The sequence below is a fragment of the Bradyrhizobium sp. UFLA06-06 genome (genome assembly GCF_054820065.1).
On sequence record NZ_JADFUD010000012.1, the window covers coordinates 149,256 to 166,794 of the forward strand.

Annotated in this window: 17 protein-coding genes; 7 read left to right on the forward strand and 10 right to left on the reverse strand. The window is 64.2% G+C overall.

All coding sequences use genetic code 11. From position 1 onward, the window contains the following. Positions 1 to 68 precede the first annotated feature (68 nt). Positions 69 to 578, forward strand: coding sequence for a MarR family winged helix-turn-helix transcriptional regulator (locus IF803_RS13465; RefSeq protein WP_028342477.1), 510 nt, complete (start codon positions 69 to 71; stop codon positions 576 to 578). A gap of 389 nt (positions 579 to 967) precedes the next feature. On the opposite strand, the gene IF803_RS13470 is transcribed toward IF803_RS13465, so the two are convergent. From IF803_RS13470 to IF803_RS13500, 7 genes are all read right to left on the reverse strand, one after another. Beyond that, positions 968 to 2,815, reverse strand: coding sequence for a class I SAM-dependent methyltransferase (locus IF803_RS13470; protein WP_461192446.1), 1,848 nt, complete (start codon positions 2,813 to 2,815; stop codon positions 968 to 970). Positions 2,816 to 3,152: 337 nt separating this feature from the next. Further along, entirely contained in the window at positions 3,153 to 4,427 is a 1,275-nt protein-coding gene (locus IF803_RS13475; protein WP_461192447.1) for a cytochrome P450, read from the reverse strand. 233 nt (positions 4,428 to 4,660) lie between these two features. Continuing rightward, on the reverse strand, positions 4,661 to 5,932 hold the full coding sequence (locus IF803_RS13480; RefSeq protein ID WP_461192448.1) for a cytochrome P450: 1,272 nt from the start codon (positions 5,930 to 5,932) through the stop codon (positions 4,661 to 4,663). Between the two features lie 243 nt (positions 5,933 to 6,175). Continuing rightward, positions 6,176 to 6,397 carry a hypothetical protein gene (locus tag IF803_RS13485; RefSeq protein WP_461192449.1) on the reverse strand — a complete coding sequence of 74 codons (222 nt, stop codon included), beginning with the start codon at positions 6,395 to 6,397 and terminating at the stop codon, positions 6,176 to 6,178. A gap of 52 nt (positions 6,398 to 6,449) precedes the next feature. After that, complete coding sequence (locus IF803_RS13490) at positions 6,450 to 7,310, reverse strand: cyclic nucleotide-binding domain-containing protein (RefSeq protein ID WP_461192450.1); 861 nt, start codon at positions 7,308 to 7,310, stop codon at positions 6,450 to 6,452. 107 nt (positions 7,311 to 7,417) lie between these two features. After that, positions 7,418 to 7,588, reverse strand: a complete 171-nt coding sequence (locus IF803_RS13495; RefSeq protein ID WP_461192451.1) for a hypothetical protein — start codon at positions 7,586 to 7,588, stop codon at positions 7,418 to 7,420. Positions 7,589 to 7,693: 105 nt separating this feature from the next. Continuing rightward, positions 7,694 to 7,885, reverse strand: a complete 192-nt coding sequence (locus IF803_RS13500) for a hypothetical protein (protein ID WP_304496747.1) — start codon at positions 7,883 to 7,885, stop codon at positions 7,694 to 7,696. 161 nt (positions 7,886 to 8,046) lie between these two features. Here IF803_RS13500 and IF803_RS13505 point away from each other — a divergent pair, with 161 nt between their 5' ends. The 4 genes from IF803_RS13505 (at position 8,047) to IF803_RS13520 (ending at position 12,160) form a co-directional block, all read left to right on the forward strand. Continuing rightward, positions 8,047 to 8,844 (forward strand): helix-turn-helix domain-containing protein, encoded by a 798-nt coding sequence (locus IF803_RS13505; RefSeq protein ID WP_038386276.1) that lies wholly within the window; start codon positions 8,047 to 8,049, stop codon positions 8,842 to 8,844. A gap of 282 nt (positions 8,845 to 9,126) precedes the next feature. Further along, the gene (locus IF803_RS13510) at positions 9,127 to 10,278 is read left to right on the forward strand and encodes a DUF898 family protein (protein ID WP_461192470.1); all 1,152 of its coding nucleotides are present in this window, start codon (positions 9,127 to 9,129) and stop codon (positions 10,276 to 10,278) included. 4 nt (positions 10,279 to 10,282) lie between these two features. Beyond that, positions 10,283 to 11,407 (forward strand): M48 family metallopeptidase, encoded by a 1,125-nt coding sequence (locus IF803_RS13515; RefSeq protein ID WP_461192452.1) that lies wholly within the window; start codon positions 10,283 to 10,285, stop codon positions 11,405 to 11,407. 117 nt (positions 11,408 to 11,524) lie between these two features. Then, entirely contained in the window at positions 11,525 to 12,160 is a 636-nt protein-coding gene (locus IF803_RS13520) for a class I SAM-dependent methyltransferase (RefSeq protein ID WP_461192453.1), read from the forward strand. A 4-nt stretch (positions 12,161 to 12,164) separates the two neighbouring features. Here IF803_RS13520 and IF803_RS13525 read toward each other — a convergent pair whose 3' ends face one another. Beyond that, positions 12,165 to 13,313 carry an ABC transporter substrate-binding protein gene (locus IF803_RS13525; RefSeq protein ID WP_461192454.1) on the reverse strand — a complete coding sequence of 383 codons (1,149 nt, stop codon included), beginning with the start codon at positions 13,311 to 13,313 and terminating at the stop codon, positions 12,165 to 12,167. 451 nt (positions 13,314 to 13,764) lie between these two features. On the opposite strand from IF803_RS13525, the gene IF803_RS13530 reads away from it, so the two are divergent. Next, a complete protein-coding gene (locus IF803_RS13530) occupies positions 13,765 to 13,977 on the forward strand; it encodes a hypothetical protein (RefSeq protein WP_461192455.1) in 213 nt (70 codons plus the stop codon). Between the two features lie 112 nt (positions 13,978 to 14,089). Next, on the forward strand, positions 14,090 to 14,602 hold the full coding sequence (locus tag IF803_RS13535; RefSeq protein WP_461192456.1) for a lipocalin-like domain-containing protein: 513 nt from the start codon (positions 14,090 to 14,092) through the stop codon (positions 14,600 to 14,602). A gap of 137 nt (positions 14,603 to 14,739) precedes the next feature. On the opposite strand, the gene IF803_RS13540 is transcribed toward IF803_RS13535, so the two are convergent. Both IF803_RS13540 and IF803_RS13545 read right to left on the reverse strand, forming a co-directional pair. After that, positions 14,740 to 15,735 (reverse strand): LysR family transcriptional regulator, encoded by a 996-nt coding sequence (locus IF803_RS13540; protein ID WP_018273276.1) that lies wholly within the window; start codon positions 15,733 to 15,735, stop codon positions 14,740 to 14,742. Positions 15,736 to 15,822: 87 nt separating this feature from the next. Next, positions 15,823 to 16,854, reverse strand: coding sequence for a MerR family transcriptional regulator (locus IF803_RS13545; RefSeq protein ID WP_461192457.1), 1,032 nt, complete (start codon positions 16,852 to 16,854; stop codon positions 15,823 to 15,825). Positions 16,855 to 17,539 lie beyond the last annotated feature (685 nt).

Sequence of the window (17,539 nt, forward strand, 5' to 3'; positions counted from 1 at the left end):
AAATATGTGCGTAGCGCACATATCTGGTCAAGTTGTTTTTTGTGCGCAGCGCACATATTATTCTCCGCATGGAAAACGGAATCGCCAATCTGCTGGGCGCGCTGTCGCTCGCCGTCATGGATCGGATCGAGCAAGGCGCGCGCGAGGTGGTCGGCCGCGGCGGCGAAACGCCCGCGGCGCTGATCGTCATCGGCTATGGCCAAGGCATGACCAACGACAAGCTGCGGCGGATCCTCGGCCTGTCGCACTCCGGAACGGTCCGGCTGGTGGACCGGCTGGTTTCGGATCGGCTTGTCGAACGCCGGGCGGGCAAGGACGGCCGCGAGGTCGCCTTGCACCTGACGGCGTCAGGCGCGGCATCTCGCAACGAATTGTTGGCGTCGCGGATTTCGGCCGTGACGTCGCTGCTGGACGTGCTGTCGTCGACGGAGAGGAAGCAGCTTGCAACGCTGATCCGCGAGCTGCTGGCAAGGCAGGACACCTCCGAGATGGATCGCTTCACGATCTGCCGGATGTGCGACGACCGGGTCTGCACCAACTGCCCGTTGCCGACCAGCAAGGGCCAGCACGCGCGCTAGCGCGCGAAAATCTTGGTTGAATCGGCCGAACCGCAGACTCGCTTGGCCTCTCCCGCTTGCGGGCAGGGCTATCGTGGCGACCGCGCAAGCGCTTGGCCTCGTGGTTCGAGACGCGCCGCAAGCGGCGCTCCTCACCATGAGGGTCTACTATTGTGCCGCAAAACAAGACCTCATCCTGAGGAGCTCGCCGAAGGCGGGCGTCTCGAAGGATGGCCACGAGGGCACCGCCACGAAATGCGATAGCCCTGCGCTTGCGGGTGGGGGCTCTCTCCACGATGGGATTCGCGGCGATACCCCCACCCAGCCCTCCCCCGCAAGCGGGAGAGGGAGCGCAGTTCATGCGCGGTCGCCAGTTCGACTTAACGTTATCATGCTCTAGCGCCCCGCCGTCAGGGCCCGGTCTTTTGCACCACGAAAACGTACATGTCCCAGAACGTCTCGGGGTGATCGACCTCGAAGCGGTGCCACTGATCGAGATCGGTCTCGTCGGCCGCGCCGGGAAGCTGCTTGCGGAACCGTTCGAGCACCGCCGGATCGTCGAACGGCTCGAATCCCCCAAACATCAGGCCGTGTTCGTTGAGGAATGCCGCGATCTCCGGAATCGTCAGCCGGTGTTCCATCACGTTGAACAGCAGATCGCGGCAGCCGCTCATGCTGTAGAAATCCTTGGCGCCGATCAGCGGCTTCCATTTGTCGGCTTCGCGGAAGATGTCCTGCCGGCAGCGTCTGATGTCGTCGGCGGTGGCGCGATAACCGCGTGCCGCGATGCGATCGCGGGCCTCGACGATGACGCGGCGCGCCAGATTGCTGTAGAGCCCGATGCGCATCGTGCCGCCCGGCCGCAGCAGCGAAACCAGCACGCGCCAGCCGGCCAAGGGTTCGGCAAGATGATGCAGCACGCCGACCGACTCGATGCTGTCGAAGGTGCGGCCGATCGAGCCCAATTCCAGGATGTCCGCCTGGGCATACTCGATGTTGCGCAAGCCGAGCTCGCGCGTCTTGCGGCGCGCATAGGCGAGGCTGGTCATGCTGATGTCGACGGCGAGCAAGCGGGCATTGGGATAGACCTGCGCGATCTGGATCGCGTGCGAGCCGGTGCCGCAACCCGCGATCAGGATATCCCGTTCGGCTTGCTGGTCCGCGGTCGCGACGGTTCGTCCCCGCGCCCGATCGGCGGCGAATGCCGTCAGCGGGTTGACGGTCCAGCGCGGATAGGGATTTTCCTCGTATTGGCGCATCACGTCGACCGACACGCTGTTCTTGATCGGTGTGAGCGTTGGAATGGTGCTGCGCTCTTCCATCTCCTGGCGGGGTTCGCGAAGCTGCACCCGCAACAGGCCGGCGACAGTCGCGGGCCAATCCCGGCGCAGCAGCGCGTCCGCCGCGGGCAGGGTATGAAGCGGAAAATAGGCCGCCACCACGGCCAGCGTGAGCGGCGAGATCGCGGCGCCTGATGCCACGTCCTGCAGCAATCGATCGCGCAGCGCGCCGGCACCTTCGCTTTCCGCCTCGGTCGGCGCATAGACATATTCGTTGATGAAGCACTGCCGGGCGAGCGCGCACGCAAAGCCAACGACATCGTCGTCGACGTCACCGTCATCCGAGCCCTGCTCGCCGCCAAGCCGCAGCAGCTCGGCCCGCGCATATCCGAGCAGCACCTCGAGCTGCATGCTTGCCAGCGTCGTCGCTTCCATCGCCGAGCGCAGGAACAGGTCGCGCGCAAGCGGTGCGATGCCTTCGCTGCCGAACAATTCGGAGCTTGCCACCGGCAGCGGCCACTTGCTTGCAATCCGCCCGACATAGCTGGTGACGACAGGACTTTGCAGGATGAAGCCGACGGCCTTCGCATCCATGCCGAGCGCCAGCGCCTTGCTGAAATGCGCGGCCGCCTTGCTGCGATTGCCCAGCGCCTGGTACGAATTGCCGGCGTTGTAGTGGCAGGCGGCGTTCACCTCGTCGGAAGCAATCGCCTTCGTGAACATCTTCGCAGCGGCCCGGTGATCGCCGGACGCCTGCACCATCAGGCCGAGGAGATTCAGGCTCTGCACATGGCCAGGCTCGCGCGCGAGAATCTGCCGGCAGATCTCCTGCGCCTCGTTGAAGCGGCGCATCCCGTAGAAGCGGCTCGCCTCGGCGGCGAGATCGGCAATGCTGACGCCTGCAGAGGCGAAGGCTGGTGCGTTCTTGGCGGACTCATCCCGTTGCTTACCAGCCGCACGCCGTTCTTTTCGGTTCATGTTCCGTCAACCGGCCCAAACTGCAAGACGCGGTGCATCAACCCCCACGCCCGGCAAAGACATAGGGCCGATCGCGCTTGTGGCCAAGGACAATCTAGAGCGTGATGATTTTTGGTTGGATCAGCCGAGCCGCAGACTCGTTTCGCCTCTCCCGCTTGCGGGGGAGGCCGACGCGCGACGAGCGACGCGAAGCGTCGTCCGTAGCGCGGCGGGTGGGGGTTCTCTCCGCGAGGAGACTCGTGGCAATACCCCCACCCCAGCCCTCCCCCGCAAGCGGGAGAGGGAGCGCAGCGTCGTCGCGGTTGCTAGCCCATCCTAACTTCATCATGCTCTAGCTTCAGCCCGGGATCCGCACCGGCAGGTTCTCGATGCCGCGGACGAAGCTGGAATAGACCCGCTTCGGCTCTCCGACCACCTCGATGCGGTCGAAGCGCTTCAGCATCTCTTCCCAGACGATCCGAAGCTGCAGCTCGGCGAGGCGCATGCCGACGCAGCGGTGGATGCCGAAGCCGAACGACAGGTGGATGCGCGGCCGCGGCCGGTCGATGATGAACTCGTTCGGACGGTCGATCACCTCGTCGTCGCGGTTGCCGGAGACGTACCACATCACGACGCGGTCGCCCTTCCTGATCGTCTTGCCGCCGATCTCGGTGTCCTGAAGGGCGGTGCGCCGCATATGCGCCAGCGGCGTCTGCCAGCGGATCACCTCCGGCACCATGGTGTCGATCAGCGCGGGGTTCTCCTTCAGTTTCTGGAACTGGTCGGGGTGCTCGTGCAGCGCCAGCACCGAGCCGCTCATGGTGTTGCGCGTGGTGTCGTTACCGCCGACGATCAGCAGGATGATGTTGCCCATCAGATTATCGGGGTCCATGTGCCGCGTGGCGTCGCTATGCGCCATCATCGACAGCAAATCGTTACGCGGGGCCGAGTTGACGCGCTCGTTCCAGAGCTTCGAGAAATAGGCGTAGCACTCGTCCATCTCCTGCCGGCGCTGCTCCGGCGAGTCGACGATGCCGCTCTTCGGGAGCGCGGTGGAGACATCGGACCAGCGCGTCAGCTTGCGCCGCTCCTCCCAGGGGAAGTCGAACAGCGTCGCCAGCATCTGGGTGGTCAATTCGATCGAGACGCGCTCGACGAAATTGAAGGTCTCGTTGCGCGGCAAATTGTCGAGCACGCTGGCCGAACGCTGCCGGATCAGCTTTGCCAGCTCGTCGAGATGCGTGGGCGTGAACATCGGCGACACGGTCTTGCGCTGATGGGCGTGCCTCGGCTGGTCCATCGCGATGAAGCTCGGATAGTCGTAGCCGGGCGGCACGTCGCGGATCGAGATGCCGCCGAGCGTGGAGTCCGAGGAGAAGATGCCGTGGCTGGTGTCGACATGCATGATGTCGTTGTACTTCACGACAGACCAATAGGGTTCGATCGGCGCATTGGTGCAGTAGTGCACCGGCTCTTCCTTGCGCAGCCGCTCGAACCACGGCCACAGCGTGTCGTTCTGGAACAGTCTTGGCGCGCCGGGATGAAAATCCCTAAGCGGTGTCGCATAGGCTTCCTCGCGGGCCTGGCGCAGCAGCTCGGCCCGGTCGGCGCGGATGGCGGTCTGGACGTTCATCTCAATCAGCTCCGGCGGCGGTTCTCACCTCTCCCGCTTGCGGCGGTCGAGACGAGCGAAGCTCGCTCTTAGGTCGGATCGCATCGCGAGATGCGATCCGGGTGGGGGCTTTCTCCACGGGAAGACTACCTCTGCGGTGGCACCCCCACCCCAGCCCTCCCCCGCAAGCGGGAGAGGGAGCGCAGCCTCGTCGTGGTTGCAGTTCAAGCGGAACTTCCTGTTCTAGTCACGACTCACGCGGCGATGCGCACTGGCAGCGTCTCGTAGCCTTTGATGAAGCTGGAATACACCCGCTGCGGCTCGTCCACCACCTCGATGGTGTCGAAGCGCTTGAGGATTTCCTCCCAGATGATCTTGAGCTGCAGCTCGGCGAGCCGCAGACCGACGCAGCGGTGGATGCCGAAGCCGAACGAGATGTGGGTGCGCGGCCGGGCGCGGTCGATCAGGAACTCGTAGGGCTTCTCGATCGCTTCCTCGTCGCGGTTGCCCGAGACGTACCACATCACCACCTTGTCGCCCTTCTTGATCTGGCGGCCGCGGAACTCGTAGTCGGCGAGCGCGGTGCGCCGCATATGGGCGAGCGGCGTCTGCCAGCGGATCACCTCGGGGACGAAGCTGTCGATCAGCGCCGGGTTCTCCTTGAGCTTGCGGTACTGCTCCGGATGCTTGCTCAGCGCATAGATGCTGCCGGACAGCGTGTTGCGCGTGGTGTCGTTACCGCCGACGATCAGCAAGATCAGATTGCCGAGGAAGTTCTTCGGGTCCATGTTCCGCGTGGCATCGCTATGCGCCATCATCGAGAGCAGATCGCTCTTCGGCGGCTGGCTCGCGCGCTCCTTCCACAGCCGTGCGAAATAGCCCGCGCATTCCATCAGTTCGGCTTGACGCTCGTCCTCGGTGGCGACGAGGCCGCCGGCGCCGGGCAGGGTGGTCGCGACGTCGGACCAGCGCGTCAGCTTGCGGCGGTCTTCCCAGGGGAAGTCGAACAGCACCGCGAGCATCTGGGTCGTCAGCTCGATCGAGACCTTGTCGACCCAGTCGAACACCTCGCCGCGCGGCAGATTGTCGAGGCACTCGGTCGAGCGCTTGCGGATGTTGGTGGCGAGCTCGTCAAGGTGGGTCGGCGTGAACATCGGCGCCACGGTCTTGCGCTGCGCGGAATGGCGCGGCTGGTCCATCGCGATGAAGCTTTCGCGGCGCAGATCCGGCGGCACGTCGCGGATGGTGATGCCGCCGAGCGAGGCGGCCGAGGAGAACACCGAGTGGTTGGTCTCGATGTCCATGATGTCGTTGTAGCGGGTGATCGACCAGTACGGACCGAACATCGAGTCCTTGCAATAGTGCACCGGATCCTCGCGGCGCAGCCGGTCGAAATACGGCCAGAAGGTATCGGTCTTGAACAGCTCGGGATTGCCGGGATCGTAGTCCGAAAGCGCAAGCGTGTTGGCGCGTTCGCGTGCGGCGTCCAGATTCGTGTTGTCGACGAGATCGATGGTCCCGTGCATGAGCGGCTCCTCAACCGTTTGAGCTGCCGGGGCATGGCCGGCGCGGCATGTTTTACCGAATTACATTCCCATTCGGCGGTTTGCGCAAGGGCTCTCGATGTGCATTTGGCCGCATTGATGTCAGACCAAAGCGGCCGAATCCGGGCCTTTCCGGTGGCGAAGGGGCCGCGGCGGCGATCACGCCTCGTTTGAAACGGCGTTTGATTTGGTCGGGCGGCGGCGTGCGAACGGTGCGGGCGCCGTTTATTGACTGCCGGCTTTCTCGCCGGCGGGTTTTTCGCAGGGGTAGGTGTCCTGCATCCCCCACAGCAGCAGGAGAGCGATCACCATCTCACCTTTCGCCGACCGCTTGTCGGCGGACTTCAGCATGATCTCTTCGGTCTGCTCGCTGCTCAGTGCAAGGTCGTCGGGCATGCAGAACAACAATTGGCCGCCATGCCGTTTCAGCCAGGCATTGGAAGCCATCAGGCCGCCCCTGACGCCGTCCAGGTACATATGATTGAAGATGCGAAAGTTCTCATTTTTCGGATTGCGATAGGAATCCAGCCGCACGTCGACGGCAGCAGCCGGAGCTGCCGTGAGCGCCAGAAGGCATGCCGACAAGATCCATCTGTTCATCGCACCTGTCCTCGCTTGCGGCGGCGTCCTTGCTGGTCGTTCCATCACCTGATCGGTAAGTATGTATTTCCCTCGTTAGGGTTCGAAGCTCGTTCTCGCCGGCCGGGGGTATCGGGACCACGAAAGAACGACCCGGCTGGCGTCCCGTGTTGGCCAGCAGGCGGTTGATCGACAGCTTCAGGAAGTGGAAAGCCAGGGCAGGATCCGCATGGCACACCTGGGCGAGCTCGCGCTCGGTGAGCCAGAGCAGCTCGACATCGGAAATTGCCTGAGCCGTCTGGGTACGCTGATGTGCCGTCGAGAAAACGCCAATTTCCCCGAACAGCTCTCCCGCCCCCAGAACGAGATCGATTTCACTCAGGCGTACGCTTCCCTTTGCAAGCAGATAGATGCGATCGGCGTAATCCCCTTGCCTGAAAATGATCTCCCCGGCCTTCCACGTCGCGGATTTCATGAACGGACATAGCGGTTCGGTTGTGAATTCGCCCTTGGATGCCTGCTCCACAATTCGCCTGAGGCGGAGCATTTGGACTGTTCGGATGACGTTAAGAGGCAGCAGAACCGAGTGAAGGATGAGGATTGGATACAAGCCGTCGAAGAACGCGTATGCGATGAACGCGACATTGCTCAAGATGGCCGCGATCCTGAGCGGGAGCATCGTCTTCATGCAAAACGTGGCGAGGACGAGAAGCGATGCGAGATAGCCGGCAGCTTCAACCCAGGACTTCGAGCCGCAGAGCAAAACGTCTGAGCAGAGCATTTCCGCGTCCTTCTATGAACTTGCCCCTGAAGAGCGCGACGACCCCTGCGCATGTGGCTCAAGGGGGCTGGATACCGAAGCAAACGCAAAAATCAGATGCTGATCGGCTAGAAGAATCCGGCACTGAGATCCAGCCCATAAGTCACCGACAGCAGCCACACCAAGAGGGCTGCTCCACAGAGCATCGCGGTCTGCTTGAGGACGTTTGCTTGCAATGACGATGCAGGGAATACGCGGACAAAAGCGTTTGCAATCGCAGCAATTGCAACGGCGCGCATGATGATCTCCAGGAGTTGGCTAATGACTGGGCGTTAGCGAGCGTCGTGCTTCCAATGCAAATGAAATCTCGGCTCCAGGCAAATGGTGCGCCAACAGCGCCTCGATCAGGGAATGTTGATCGCCGGCAGCGGGCCAGTGGGTCGGATCAACGCTTCAGCAGTTTGCTCCTGCGCGAAGACCGCGAGTGCAATCAAAACGGCGCATGATAGGGCGATGAAAAAGCCGAGACGCCACCGCCGCTCCGTCCGGTCGTCGTCGGGCGTGTCAAGCCGGCGCGCGCCCGTTGCTGTGCGCATCGTTAATCTCCGAATATCGTGACGGTGAGAAGGCCAGTCTTCCCAACACCCGCACTGAATATCGCGCCACGTGATGCGCCTGGGAACTACCTAGAAAGGTGGTCCGGTGTCTCCTATGCTTGCTCGAAGGTCGGTGACCTGCGCACTTGTTTCGGGGGGACATGTATCTATCCACGGATTCCACCAATCCGCAGAATCAAGATGTCTATGCACTCTGGGATCGGCTGGCCGAGTTCTCCGTCGGCGACGGCGACGCCGCACTGACACATCTGCTAGCCGCACTGCGTACCATGTTGTCGGCACGCAATGTGCTGTGGGGCGTTGTCGTGCGATTGCCTTCGCCGAAGCGGGCCGATCCCTTGCTCGGTTGGCGTCCGCGCCTCGTCCGGGTGCTGGACCCGATACCGGCGGTGGCAGCATCCGTGCAGAAGCAGTTCGATACGCTCTGGTCCCGCGACGTCGACCTGTCTCAGATCCTTTCCATGTCGGGAGATGAGCCGTTCCGCGTCCGCCTGTTGTTCGAAGCGCTGCCGCCGGAATGGTTCGAGGGCGAGCACTATCGGCGGCACTATTTGGACGTCGGCTTCGCCGACAGCATTTCCGTGCGCATCGCGCTCAATGACGACGTGAGGATTCGCCTGTTCGTGTTTCGCGATGCGGAGGCCCCTCGCTTCTCGGCGCAGGACGGCCAGCGTCTGGGCTTCGTGATGCGCGGGTTGAGATGGTTTCACCGTCAGCAACTGCTCAGCCACGGCCTGCTGATCGCCAATGCAGCCCTGACACCTGCTGAACGCAGGGTGTTGCTCGCACTGCTCGACGGGCACACGGAAAAGCAGATCGCGCAGAGGCTCGACCAAAGTCCGAACACCACGCATTTCCACGTCAAGTCGATCTACGCCAAGTTCGGCGTGCGCAATCGCTCGGCGCTCACCGCGCTGTGGCTCGGCAAGCTGCGATAGCGAACTGCGGTCGCAGTCTCATGCGGCAAGATGCGGCGCGTTTCGGCGAGAAGAGCAATCCTGGCCATCCCGGAGGACCGTCTCGGAAAGTGAACCGCGCCGGGTTTCCCGGAGTGCGGACACGGTTTCCGGCAATCTCGTTAAGGCAAAGCCAACTGCACCGCGCCAAAAAACCGCCTCGGCTCTCGACCTTGTGTGAAACCTGGATCACACTCGCGACGACAAATCTGTGCTTTTGATAACCTAGAGATTGTCCCGTCCAGGAGCCATCCCGTGAACGACATGAGCTGGACCCCGCTGGGGCCGCCGCAGCCGCCTCCGCAGCCGGCCCCGCCGCCGATGCCGGTGGCGTTCTCAGGGAACCGGAAGGAGTTCTTTCGCCTGATCGCGCGCGGCGCCGGGCTCGAACTGGTCACGGTCGGCTTCTACCGGTTCTGGCTCACCACCGACATCCGCCGTCACCTGTGGTCGAACAGCCAGATCGACGGCGACGCGCCGGAATATACCGGCCGCGGCAAGGAACTCCTGATCGGCTTCCTGGTCGCGCTCGCGATCCTGGTGCCGATCTATCTCGGCTATTTCCTGATCGGCATCGAGGCGGAGCATCTCAAGGCGTTCGCCTCGCTGCCGCTGGTCGCGTTCTTCTACCTGTTCGGCCAGTTCGCGATCTATCGCGCGCGGCGTTACCGGCTGACCCGCACGGTGTGGCGCGGCGTCCGCTTCTGGATGAGCGGCTCGGGCTGGGTCTATGCGCTCAAGGCCTCGCTCTGGGGCGTGCTGGTCGTGATCACGCTCGGCCTCGCGCTGCCGTGGCGCGAGGCGGCGCTCGAACGCTACAAGATGCGGCATTCCTATTACGGCGACCTGCAAGGCTCGTTCGAGGGCCGCGGCTGGGAGTTCTTCGCGCGGGGCTGGTGGCTCTGGGTGCTGATGCCGTTCGCGCTCTACAGCACGATCTTCGCCCCGTTCGCCTATGCCGCGTTCAAGGCGGTCGAGTGGCGCTGGTGGCTGTCTGGAATCCGTTTCGGCGATGTGCGGCTGGAGTCCACGCTTCGCCGCGGCGCGCTGATCGGCCTGTACTGGAAGGTGATCGGCTGGGTCGTGCTGCTCGGCCTGGTGTTCGCGGCCTATCTCGCGCTCTGCACCCTGCTGGTCGCCAGCATGGACGGCTCCTCGATCGCGGATTTCTTCAGGACCGAGGCGTTCGCCAAGAGCATTCCGCTGATCGTGCTGCTCGGCATCGGCTATCTCGCCTTTGCGCTGGCGCTGAACGTGGTGTTGCGCGTCTATCTGATGCGCGATCTCTGGGTCCGGGTGCTGTCCTCGACCATCGTGCACAATATCGGGGCGGCGGCCAACGTCACCGCGCGCGGCGAGCTCGCCAATGCGCTCGGCGAGGGTTTTGCCGATGGCCTCGACGTCGGGGGCTTCTAGCTACATGGAATCCGATTCCGGCCAGACCAATTCCGCGGCGCTGCCTAATCCCGGCGGCGTCTTCTTCGACGGTCTGTCGAACCGGCGGCGCATCGTTGCGCTCAGACTGTCCGATGCGCTGGAGATCAGGGAAGACGGCGCGCTGCTCGCGCGCTGGGCGTTTCACGACATCCGCCGCGCCGACAGCCCGTCCGGCCTGTTGCGGCTGAGCTGTCTGACCGCACCGCCTCTGGCGCGGCTCGACATCCGCGACGCCGGGCTGATCGCCGCGCTCGTCGCGCGCTGCGACACGCTCGAGGAAGGGCTGCCGAACCGCAGGGGCGTCGCCGCGATCGTCGGATGGTCGCTCGCGGCCGCGGTGTCGATCGTGCTGGTGGTGCTGTTCGGCGTGCCGCTGGCCGCCGAGCGGCTGACTCCGCTGGTGCCCGACTCGTTCGAGCGTCGCATCGGCGATGTCGCGGAGGCGCAGGTCAAAGTGCTGTTCGACGGCAAGCCTTGCAACAACCCGGCCGGCCAGGCGGCCTTCGCGAAGCTGGTCGGCAAGTTGCGGCAGTCCGCGGGCTTCGACACATCGGTGCAGTCGGGCGTGCTGGCGACGTCGGTGCCGAACGCCTTCGCGCTCCCCGGCGGCAAGGTCTATCTGTTCGACGGGCTGCTGGAGAAGGCCGAGAACCCCGACGAGATCGCCGGCGTCCTGGCGCATGAGCTCGGCCATCTCCGCCACCGCGACAGCATGCGCGAACTGATCCACAATGGCGGCACCTCGTTCCTGATCGGGCTGCTGTTCGGCGATGTCACCGGCTCGGGAGCGCTGATCTTCGCCTCGCGCTCGCTGGTGACGTCGTCCTATTCGCGCGATGCCGAGACCAACGCCGACAGCTTCGCGATCGAGACCATGCACAAGCTCGGCCGTCCGGCCAAGCCGATGGGCGAACTGATGTTCCGCGTCACCGGCAAGGAGGGCGGCAAGGGGCTCTCGCTGGTCTCCAGCCATCCCTTGACCGAGGATCGCCTCGCCCGCATGGACAAGGCCGATGCCGCTCGCCCGGCCGGCGGCCAGCCGCTGCTGTCGGCGGCCGAATGGCAGGCGCTGAAGGGCATCTGCGCGGCGGGCAAGGGCAAGGTGTGACGCAGGGGGATTTCGAGACTGGAGCAGGCTGGCGCGACATTTTGACGGAATTGACCTGGGTGGGTGCAGACTGCTCATGGTCTTTGAGCCCGCACGCGCCCGGAGGATTTGCCTGTCTTGACCATCGAAAGCGACGCCCGCTTCTGGGACCGGGCTGCACGCAAATATGCCGCGCGGCCGGTCGCAGCGCCGGCCGAATATGAGCGCACGCTGGACCGCACCCGTGCACTGTTGAAATCCGGCGATCGTGTGCTGGAGCTCGGTTGCGGGACCGGCACCACGGCGCTCCGGCTCGCGGGCGACGTCGAGAGCTATCTCGCCACCGACATTTCGGCGGAGATGATTGCGATCGCCAATGAGAAGCACGCGACGACGCCTATCCGGGGTCTGACGTTCCGGGTCGCGACTGCCGATACCACTGCGGTCGACGCTGGACCGTTCGACGCCATCCTGGGGTTCAACTACCTCCATCTGATTCGGGACCTGCATGGCACTCTCTGCCGGATTCACGCGCTGCTGGTGGCAGATGGCGTTTTCATTTCCAAGACGCCCTGTGTTGGTGAGATGAACCCGCTGGTCCGGCTTGTGCTGCCGGCGATGCGCGCGATCGGAATGGCGCCCCATGCAGGCGTGTTCACGTCCGAGAGACTGCGCGAGTTCTTGGGTGCCGGCGGGTTCGAGATTGTTGCTGCAGAGAACCATGCGACGAGGGGCGACGATCACCGCCCCTACATCGTGGCGCGCAAGAGGTGACGCTCTACCTCACCAGCCGGAACTTGCCGCCCTCGACCTTGATCAGGAACGCCGACCGCTCGTCATAGCCGTTGTGGTCGGTCGGGCTCATCGTCGAGAGGCCGTTGTTCAGATAGACGTCCTTGCCGCGCTCGAGCTCGTCGCGCAGCGCGGCGCGGAATTCCGCCGTGCCGGGCTTTGCGGTCTTCAGCGCATTCGCCGCCGCCCGCTTGAACAGCGTGACGGCGTCCCACAGATGGGCGCCGAAAATGTTCGGCCTCGAGCCGTTGGCCTTCTCGTAGGACGACACGAACTCGTCGCGCACCTGGCGGAACGGATCGTTCGCCGGCAGATCGTCGGCGATGGTGAAGGCTTCGCCGGTGAAGATCGCGCCCTCGACATTGGCGCCGCCGAGCTTGATGAACTCTTCCGAGGCCACGCCATGGGTCTGGAAGATCTTGCCGGCATAGCCGCGGCTGCGCAGCGCCTCCTGCGGCAGCACCGCCGGCGTGCCGGCGGAGGCGATGAACACCGCTTCCGGATTGGTCGCGATCACCTTCAGCGCCTGGCCCATCGCGCTGGTGTCGGCGCGCGCATAGACCTCATGCGTCGTCACGGTGAGGCCGAGCTGAGGGGCGAGCCGCGATACCTCCTTGTAATAGCCTTCGCCATAGCCGTCGGAGACGCCGATATAGCCGAGCGTCTTGATGCCGGACTTGGCGATGTATTTCAGGATCGCCGCCGCCATCAGGTCGTCATTGGGCACCACCTTGAACGCCCAGCGGCGGCGGTCATCCATCGGCTGCACGATCGCGGTTGCCGCCGCGAGCGAGATGATCGGCGTCTTGCTCTCCACGGCGACGTCGAGCATCGGCATGGTCACCGGGGTGAGCGAGGAGCCGATCAGGATATCGACGCCGTCCTGGATCACGAGGCGCCGCGCGTTCTGCGTGCCCTTGGTCGGGTCGGACTCGTCGTCGAGCGCGATATAGGTGACCTTCTCGCCGCCGATCTCCTTCGGCAGCGCGGCGATGGTGCGCATCTGCGGCTGGCCGAGCGCCGAGCCCGGTCCGGATCCGGACACCACGACGCCGACCTTGATATCGGCACGCGCGCCCGGCGCAATCAGGATCGCGCTCGCAAATGTCAACAGTCCGGCCATGGCCAGCTTCATTGCAAATCCTCCCAGCAGGTTCTTTTTATCTGCGGCCGATGATAGCCGACCGCCGTCGGCTCGCGCATCATATTGATTCCGCCGGATTCGTCTGTCCCCCTGATTGGGGACATTGGCGGCGTCGGGCAGGCCTGCGCCTGGTTGAGTTCTGCCCTGATCGGCGGAGGTGCCGGAAACGACCAACGGGAATGGCGAGGCCGACGCCGTCCGGAGCACTTGATCGGGCTCCGCCGGTCGTGAACCTCGCGTTTACCAATCCCTTAAAGGCGGTGAGAACCAGTTTCCCTAATCGGGCGGCAACGACCTGCTGTTATTGAAGGTCAGGAAAAGGGAGTACGAACCATGTTCAGCATTGTTCGGATCCTCGTCTTGATCGCATGTGCACATGCGGGATCCGTGGTTGCGGAAGTGCAGTGGGACGGCGCGCAGTCATCGCCAGCGGTCCACGTCCATGACTAAGCATCATCCGATTGCGTCCGAGCACGCGCGCGCCATCTGCGAAGAGATTGGCGAGAGGCTGCGCCATGCCCTGCGCGGCGACTACGCCGATCTGCCGCCAAGGCTGCGCGAGCTGGTCGACGAGCTCGCGCTGCAGGATTGTGACGCGCCGTCGCTGGTGCCCACGATGGCGGACATGACGAGACCGCTGGTCGTCGCGGCCTAGGTCTTGGTTCATTGATGAGGTGGCATCTTTCGTCACGTCGTCTTTTTGATCCATTGCTGACAATTGGAACGCCGACTAATGTTGCCCGCGTTGCCAGAGCAGGGGGCGTCTCATGAACAGACGTTATGCACTTGGACTTTGTGCGGCCGCGTTGATTTCGATTGTAGCATTCCCGAACGATAGTATTTCCCAAGGAAAGTCTCTCAAGGATCAGTTGGTCGGCACTTGGATTTACGTATCCAGCACCGGGACACGTGAAGATGGCAGTCCCGTGGAGCGACCGAAGTTGCAAGGCGCTGTCACCTATACCGCCGATGGCCGCTTCCATTTCATCACTGTGCGCTCCGACGCTCCAAAGTATGTATCAGGCGATTCCGCACGTCCTTCCCCCGAGGAGGCCATGGCTATCGCGTCAGGTGTCGTTGCCTACACCGGAACATACACAGTGGACGAGAGCACTAAAACGATCCACGTCAACATCGAGGCGAGTTCGTTTCCCAACTTGGTCGGAGCGCCAAATCAACGCCGCATCGTGACATCGATCACCGACGATGAATTGAAACTAACAAATCCACGCACGCCGGCCGGCATCACGTTGGAGTTGGTGTTCAAGCGAGCGAAATGACAATCAAAGCGTTCGGTTGTCGCGACCTTTGTCTGCTTCTAGCCCAAAGCCGACCTGCCGCACTCCGTCGCTGCCAGTCTAATCCGCGAGACCGAAGTAAACAGAACCGTTTCCTGATCCGCGCCTCCGTGCGCCGCTCACACGTTCTTTGCGACCTTCCGCGTCCGCGTCGGTCCGGCGCCGGCGATCGCCGGCTTGATATTCCATACCGCGCGCACGCTTGCGAAGGCGTGCGCGATCACCGGCTCCTGGCGGCGGGCGGCGAGGCTGGCGAAGGAGAGATCGCAGGTCAGCTTCACCTTGTCGGCGACCACGAACTGATGCGGCCGTGCCATCCGCGGCGCCAGCACGTTATCGCGCGCCAGGCTGAGGCAGAGGCCGGATTCGACGAAGTCGATCATCGCCTCTTCCTGGTCGGTGTAGCCGATCCGCTTCGGCAATGCGCCGAGCGGGCGGAAGATGTCGTCGAGCAGCCGCCGGTGGCCGGAGTGCGGCGGTGTCGCGAGCCAGGGCAGCTCGGCGAGCTCGGCCCAGCCCTTGCCCATCACCCGGTCGCGCCAGGCGATCGGCGCGATCACCCGGTAGTCGTAGCAGAGCAGCGGGGCGAGCTGGTAGCGGCCGTCGGCGATGGTCCGTTCGGTGAAGCTGTGATGGGCGAGCTGGTCCTGAGGCGTGGCGTCGACATAGTAGCCGACGTCGAGTTCGCCCCGGCCGATCTGCGCCAGCACGTCGTCGCTCACGCCATGGCGCAGGAAGACTTCGGTGCGCTGCGAGGACATCGCAAGGCTGCGCACGAATGGTCCGAGCCGGGTGAATTCGGGGTCGAGGATGGTGCCGACGCGCAGCGTGCCGCGCTGCGCCTCGTTCAGCGAGTCCGCCATCGCCTTGAAGTCGGAGGCGGCCGCGACCGCCCGGTGCGCCAGCGGCAGCAGCGCGGCGCCGGCCTCGGTCAGGGTGAAGCCGGCAGGGGTGCGGTTGAACAGCTGCAGCCCGGTGCTTTCCTCGAGTGCCTTCAGTTGCAGGCTGACCGCCGGCTGGGTCAGTTTCAGCATCGCCGCTGCGCGCGATACCGTGCCCTCACGGGCAACCGTGATGAAGCAACGCAAGGCCTGGGTACGGGGAAGCTCGATCATCGCGCGTGCTTATAGCACACTTTTCCGGCGCGCATCCGACCTGCGTCGTGCATTGTCATACGATTATAATACAACCAATGCGAGAAGTCAGGACGGCCGCCACGCGATCGTGCCTTCGGTGCGCGCGCGGACCTCGGGCGAAGCGAGGCAGGTCGCGACCGCTTCATAGCCCGCCGCGCCGGGGACGGGCGTAACGCAGATCGGCCGGCTGTGATTGGCGGGGCACAGGATGATCGCTTCATCGCCGCCGACCGCGTCGAGATCCAGGATCGCATTGGAGCGGGTCAGGAAGAACAGCGGCCGCGCCTCGGGTCCGCGGCGGCGCAGATGCGCGACGATGGCTTCCTGGCTCGCCGCATCGAGCCCTTGCTCGAGCATGTCGATCACGAGAATCGCGTCGTCGCCGGCCTCGAGCGCCGCGAGCAGGGCGGTCAGCGCCGGCGAGTCCGCGGCGCCGTCGGCCAGCAGGGTGGCAAGGCTGGCCGCGACCCTGGCCTTGTGCGCCGGGTCGGCATCGAGGCGCGCACGCACGGCCGCGCCGCCATCGGCCGCGCGGTCCAGCCCGACGAAGCTGGCGCCGGGCAGGGCTTCGGCGAGCCGTTGTGCAAGGCGCGTCTTGCCGCTGCCAAGCGGGCCGACGATGTAGTTCAGCCGTTTGATGTCGCGCAACTCGAAGCGCTCGCCGCCCCACGGCCACGGCAGATCGAACGCGACGCCGATCGCCGGCCGCGTCCGGACCGCGCCGATGATGTCACCCGTCGCGGGCATCTTGCCGCCGCCGAGGTCGGCGCGCAGCCGGCGCAGTTTGGTGATGCTGTCGCCGCATTGGCGGATGCGCGCTTCGAGCGTGGCCTCGTGCGCGGCCAGCACGCGGCCGAGGATGACGGCGTCGCCGTTCAGGATCCGCGCCACTTCACCGACGCCAAGGCCGAGCGCGCGCAGCTCGACGATCTCGGCGCCGCGCGCCATCTCGGCCGGACCATAGGCGCGCCATCCCGCCGGCGTGCGGCCGGGTGCAATCAGGCCGCGCTCCTCGTAGAGGCGCAGCGCTTTCGCGGAGATGCCGAGCTGCCTTGCAGCTTCGGACGGGCTGAGGAAACGGGCGGCAGCAGCATTCATCGAATCACCTCGCATCGTCTGACCGCGCCTCTATGGAGGCGGCCGCAGGGGCAAGGTCAAGCGGGGAGGTGGTTTTACGCGGGGCCCATGGGTGCGATCGGCACGCGGCTTTCCCTGCGCCCTCTGTTTCCAGAGGCGAAGAAGAGCAAAGCTCGGACAGAAGATGTCGCGAGAATACGAAGCTGCATCCCCACTACAACTGTCATCGCCCGGCTCGACCGGGCGATCCAGTACGCCGCGGCCTATCGGATTGAACTCAGGGGCCTCTGGAATACTGGATCACCCGCATGCGCGGGTGATGACACCGTGTGTTTGTCATCATGAATCGAGGACCATCCTCATCGTCGTCCTGGCGAAAGCCAGGACCCATTACCCCAAATCTCAATCATTGCGCGACGCTGGGGCCGCGATCCCGTTCACAATCAAATGCGGTGGTTATGGGTCCTGGCTTTCGCCAGGACGACGATTGGGGAGATCGCACGCTCATGTCGCGAGAATGCGGAGGTATGATTCACAAGCGGCGCAACAAACCCAGTGTCGTCCCTGCCTAGTGCGCAATTGCGCACGGGAGCAGGGACCCATAACCACAAATGTTGATTGCTGCGCGGCGCTGGGGCCGCGATCCCGTTCACAATCAAATGCGGTGGTTATGGGTCCTGGCTTTCGCCAGGACGACGATTGGGGA

Excerpts from the sequence above, each read along its gene's own strand:
- IF803_RS13465 (WP_028342477.1), top strand. The coding sequence starts at position 69 with ATGGAAAACGGAATCGCCAATCTGCTGGGCGCGCTGTCGCTCGCCGTC.
- IF803_RS13470 (WP_461192446.1), bottom strand. The coding sequence starts at position 2,815 with ATGAACCGAAAAGAACGGCGTGCGGCTGGTAAGCAACGGGATGAGTCC.
- IF803_RS13475 (WP_461192447.1), bottom strand. The coding sequence starts at position 4,427 with ATGAACGTCCAGACCGCCATCCGCGCCGACCGGGCCGAGCTGCTGCGC.
- IF803_RS13480 (WP_461192448.1), bottom strand. The coding sequence starts at position 5,932 with ATGCACGGGACCATCGATCTCGTCGACAACACGAATCTGGACGCCGCA.
- IF803_RS13485 (WP_461192449.1), bottom strand. The coding sequence starts at position 6,397 with ATGGCTTCCAATGCCTGGCTGAAACGGCATGGCGGCCAATTGTTGTTC.
- IF803_RS13490 (WP_461192450.1), bottom strand. The coding sequence starts at position 7,310 with ATGCTCTGCTCAGACGTTTTGCTCTGCGGCTCGAAGTCCTGGGTTGAA.
- IF803_RS13495 (WP_461192451.1), bottom strand. The coding sequence starts at position 7,588 with ATGCGCGCCGTTGCAATTGCTGCGATTGCAAACGCTTTTGTCCGCGTA.
- IF803_RS13500 (WP_304496747.1), bottom strand. The coding sequence starts at position 7,885 with ATGCGCACAGCAACGGGCGCGCGCCGGCTTGACACGCCCGACGACGAC.
- IF803_RS13505 (WP_038386276.1), top strand. The coding sequence starts at position 8,047 with ATGTATCTATCCACGGATTCCACCAATCCGCAGAATCAAGATGTCTAT.
- IF803_RS13510 (WP_461192470.1), top strand. The coding sequence starts at position 9,127 with ATGAGCTGGACCCCGCTGGGGCCGCCGCAGCCGCCTCCGCAGCCGGCC.
- IF803_RS13515 (WP_461192452.1), top strand. The coding sequence starts at position 10,283 with ATGGAATCCGATTCCGGCCAGACCAATTCCGCGGCGCTGCCTAATCCC.
- IF803_RS13525 (WP_461192454.1), bottom strand. The coding sequence starts at position 13,313 with ATGAAGCTGGCCATGGCCGGACTGTTGACATTTGCGAGCGCGATCCTG.
- IF803_RS13530 (WP_461192455.1), top strand. The coding sequence starts at position 13,765 with ATGACTAAGCATCATCCGATTGCGTCCGAGCACGCGCGCGCCATCTGC.
- IF803_RS13535 (WP_461192456.1), top strand. The coding sequence starts at position 14,090 with ATGAACAGACGTTATGCACTTGGACTTTGTGCGGCCGCGTTGATTTCG.
- IF803_RS13540 (WP_018273276.1), bottom strand. The coding sequence starts at position 15,735 with ATGATCGAGCTTCCCCGTACCCAGGCCTTGCGTTGCTTCATCACGGTT.
- IF803_RS13545 (WP_461192457.1), bottom strand. The coding sequence starts at position 16,854 with ATGAATGCTGCTGCCGCCCGTTTCCTCAGCCCGTCCGAAGCTGCAAGG.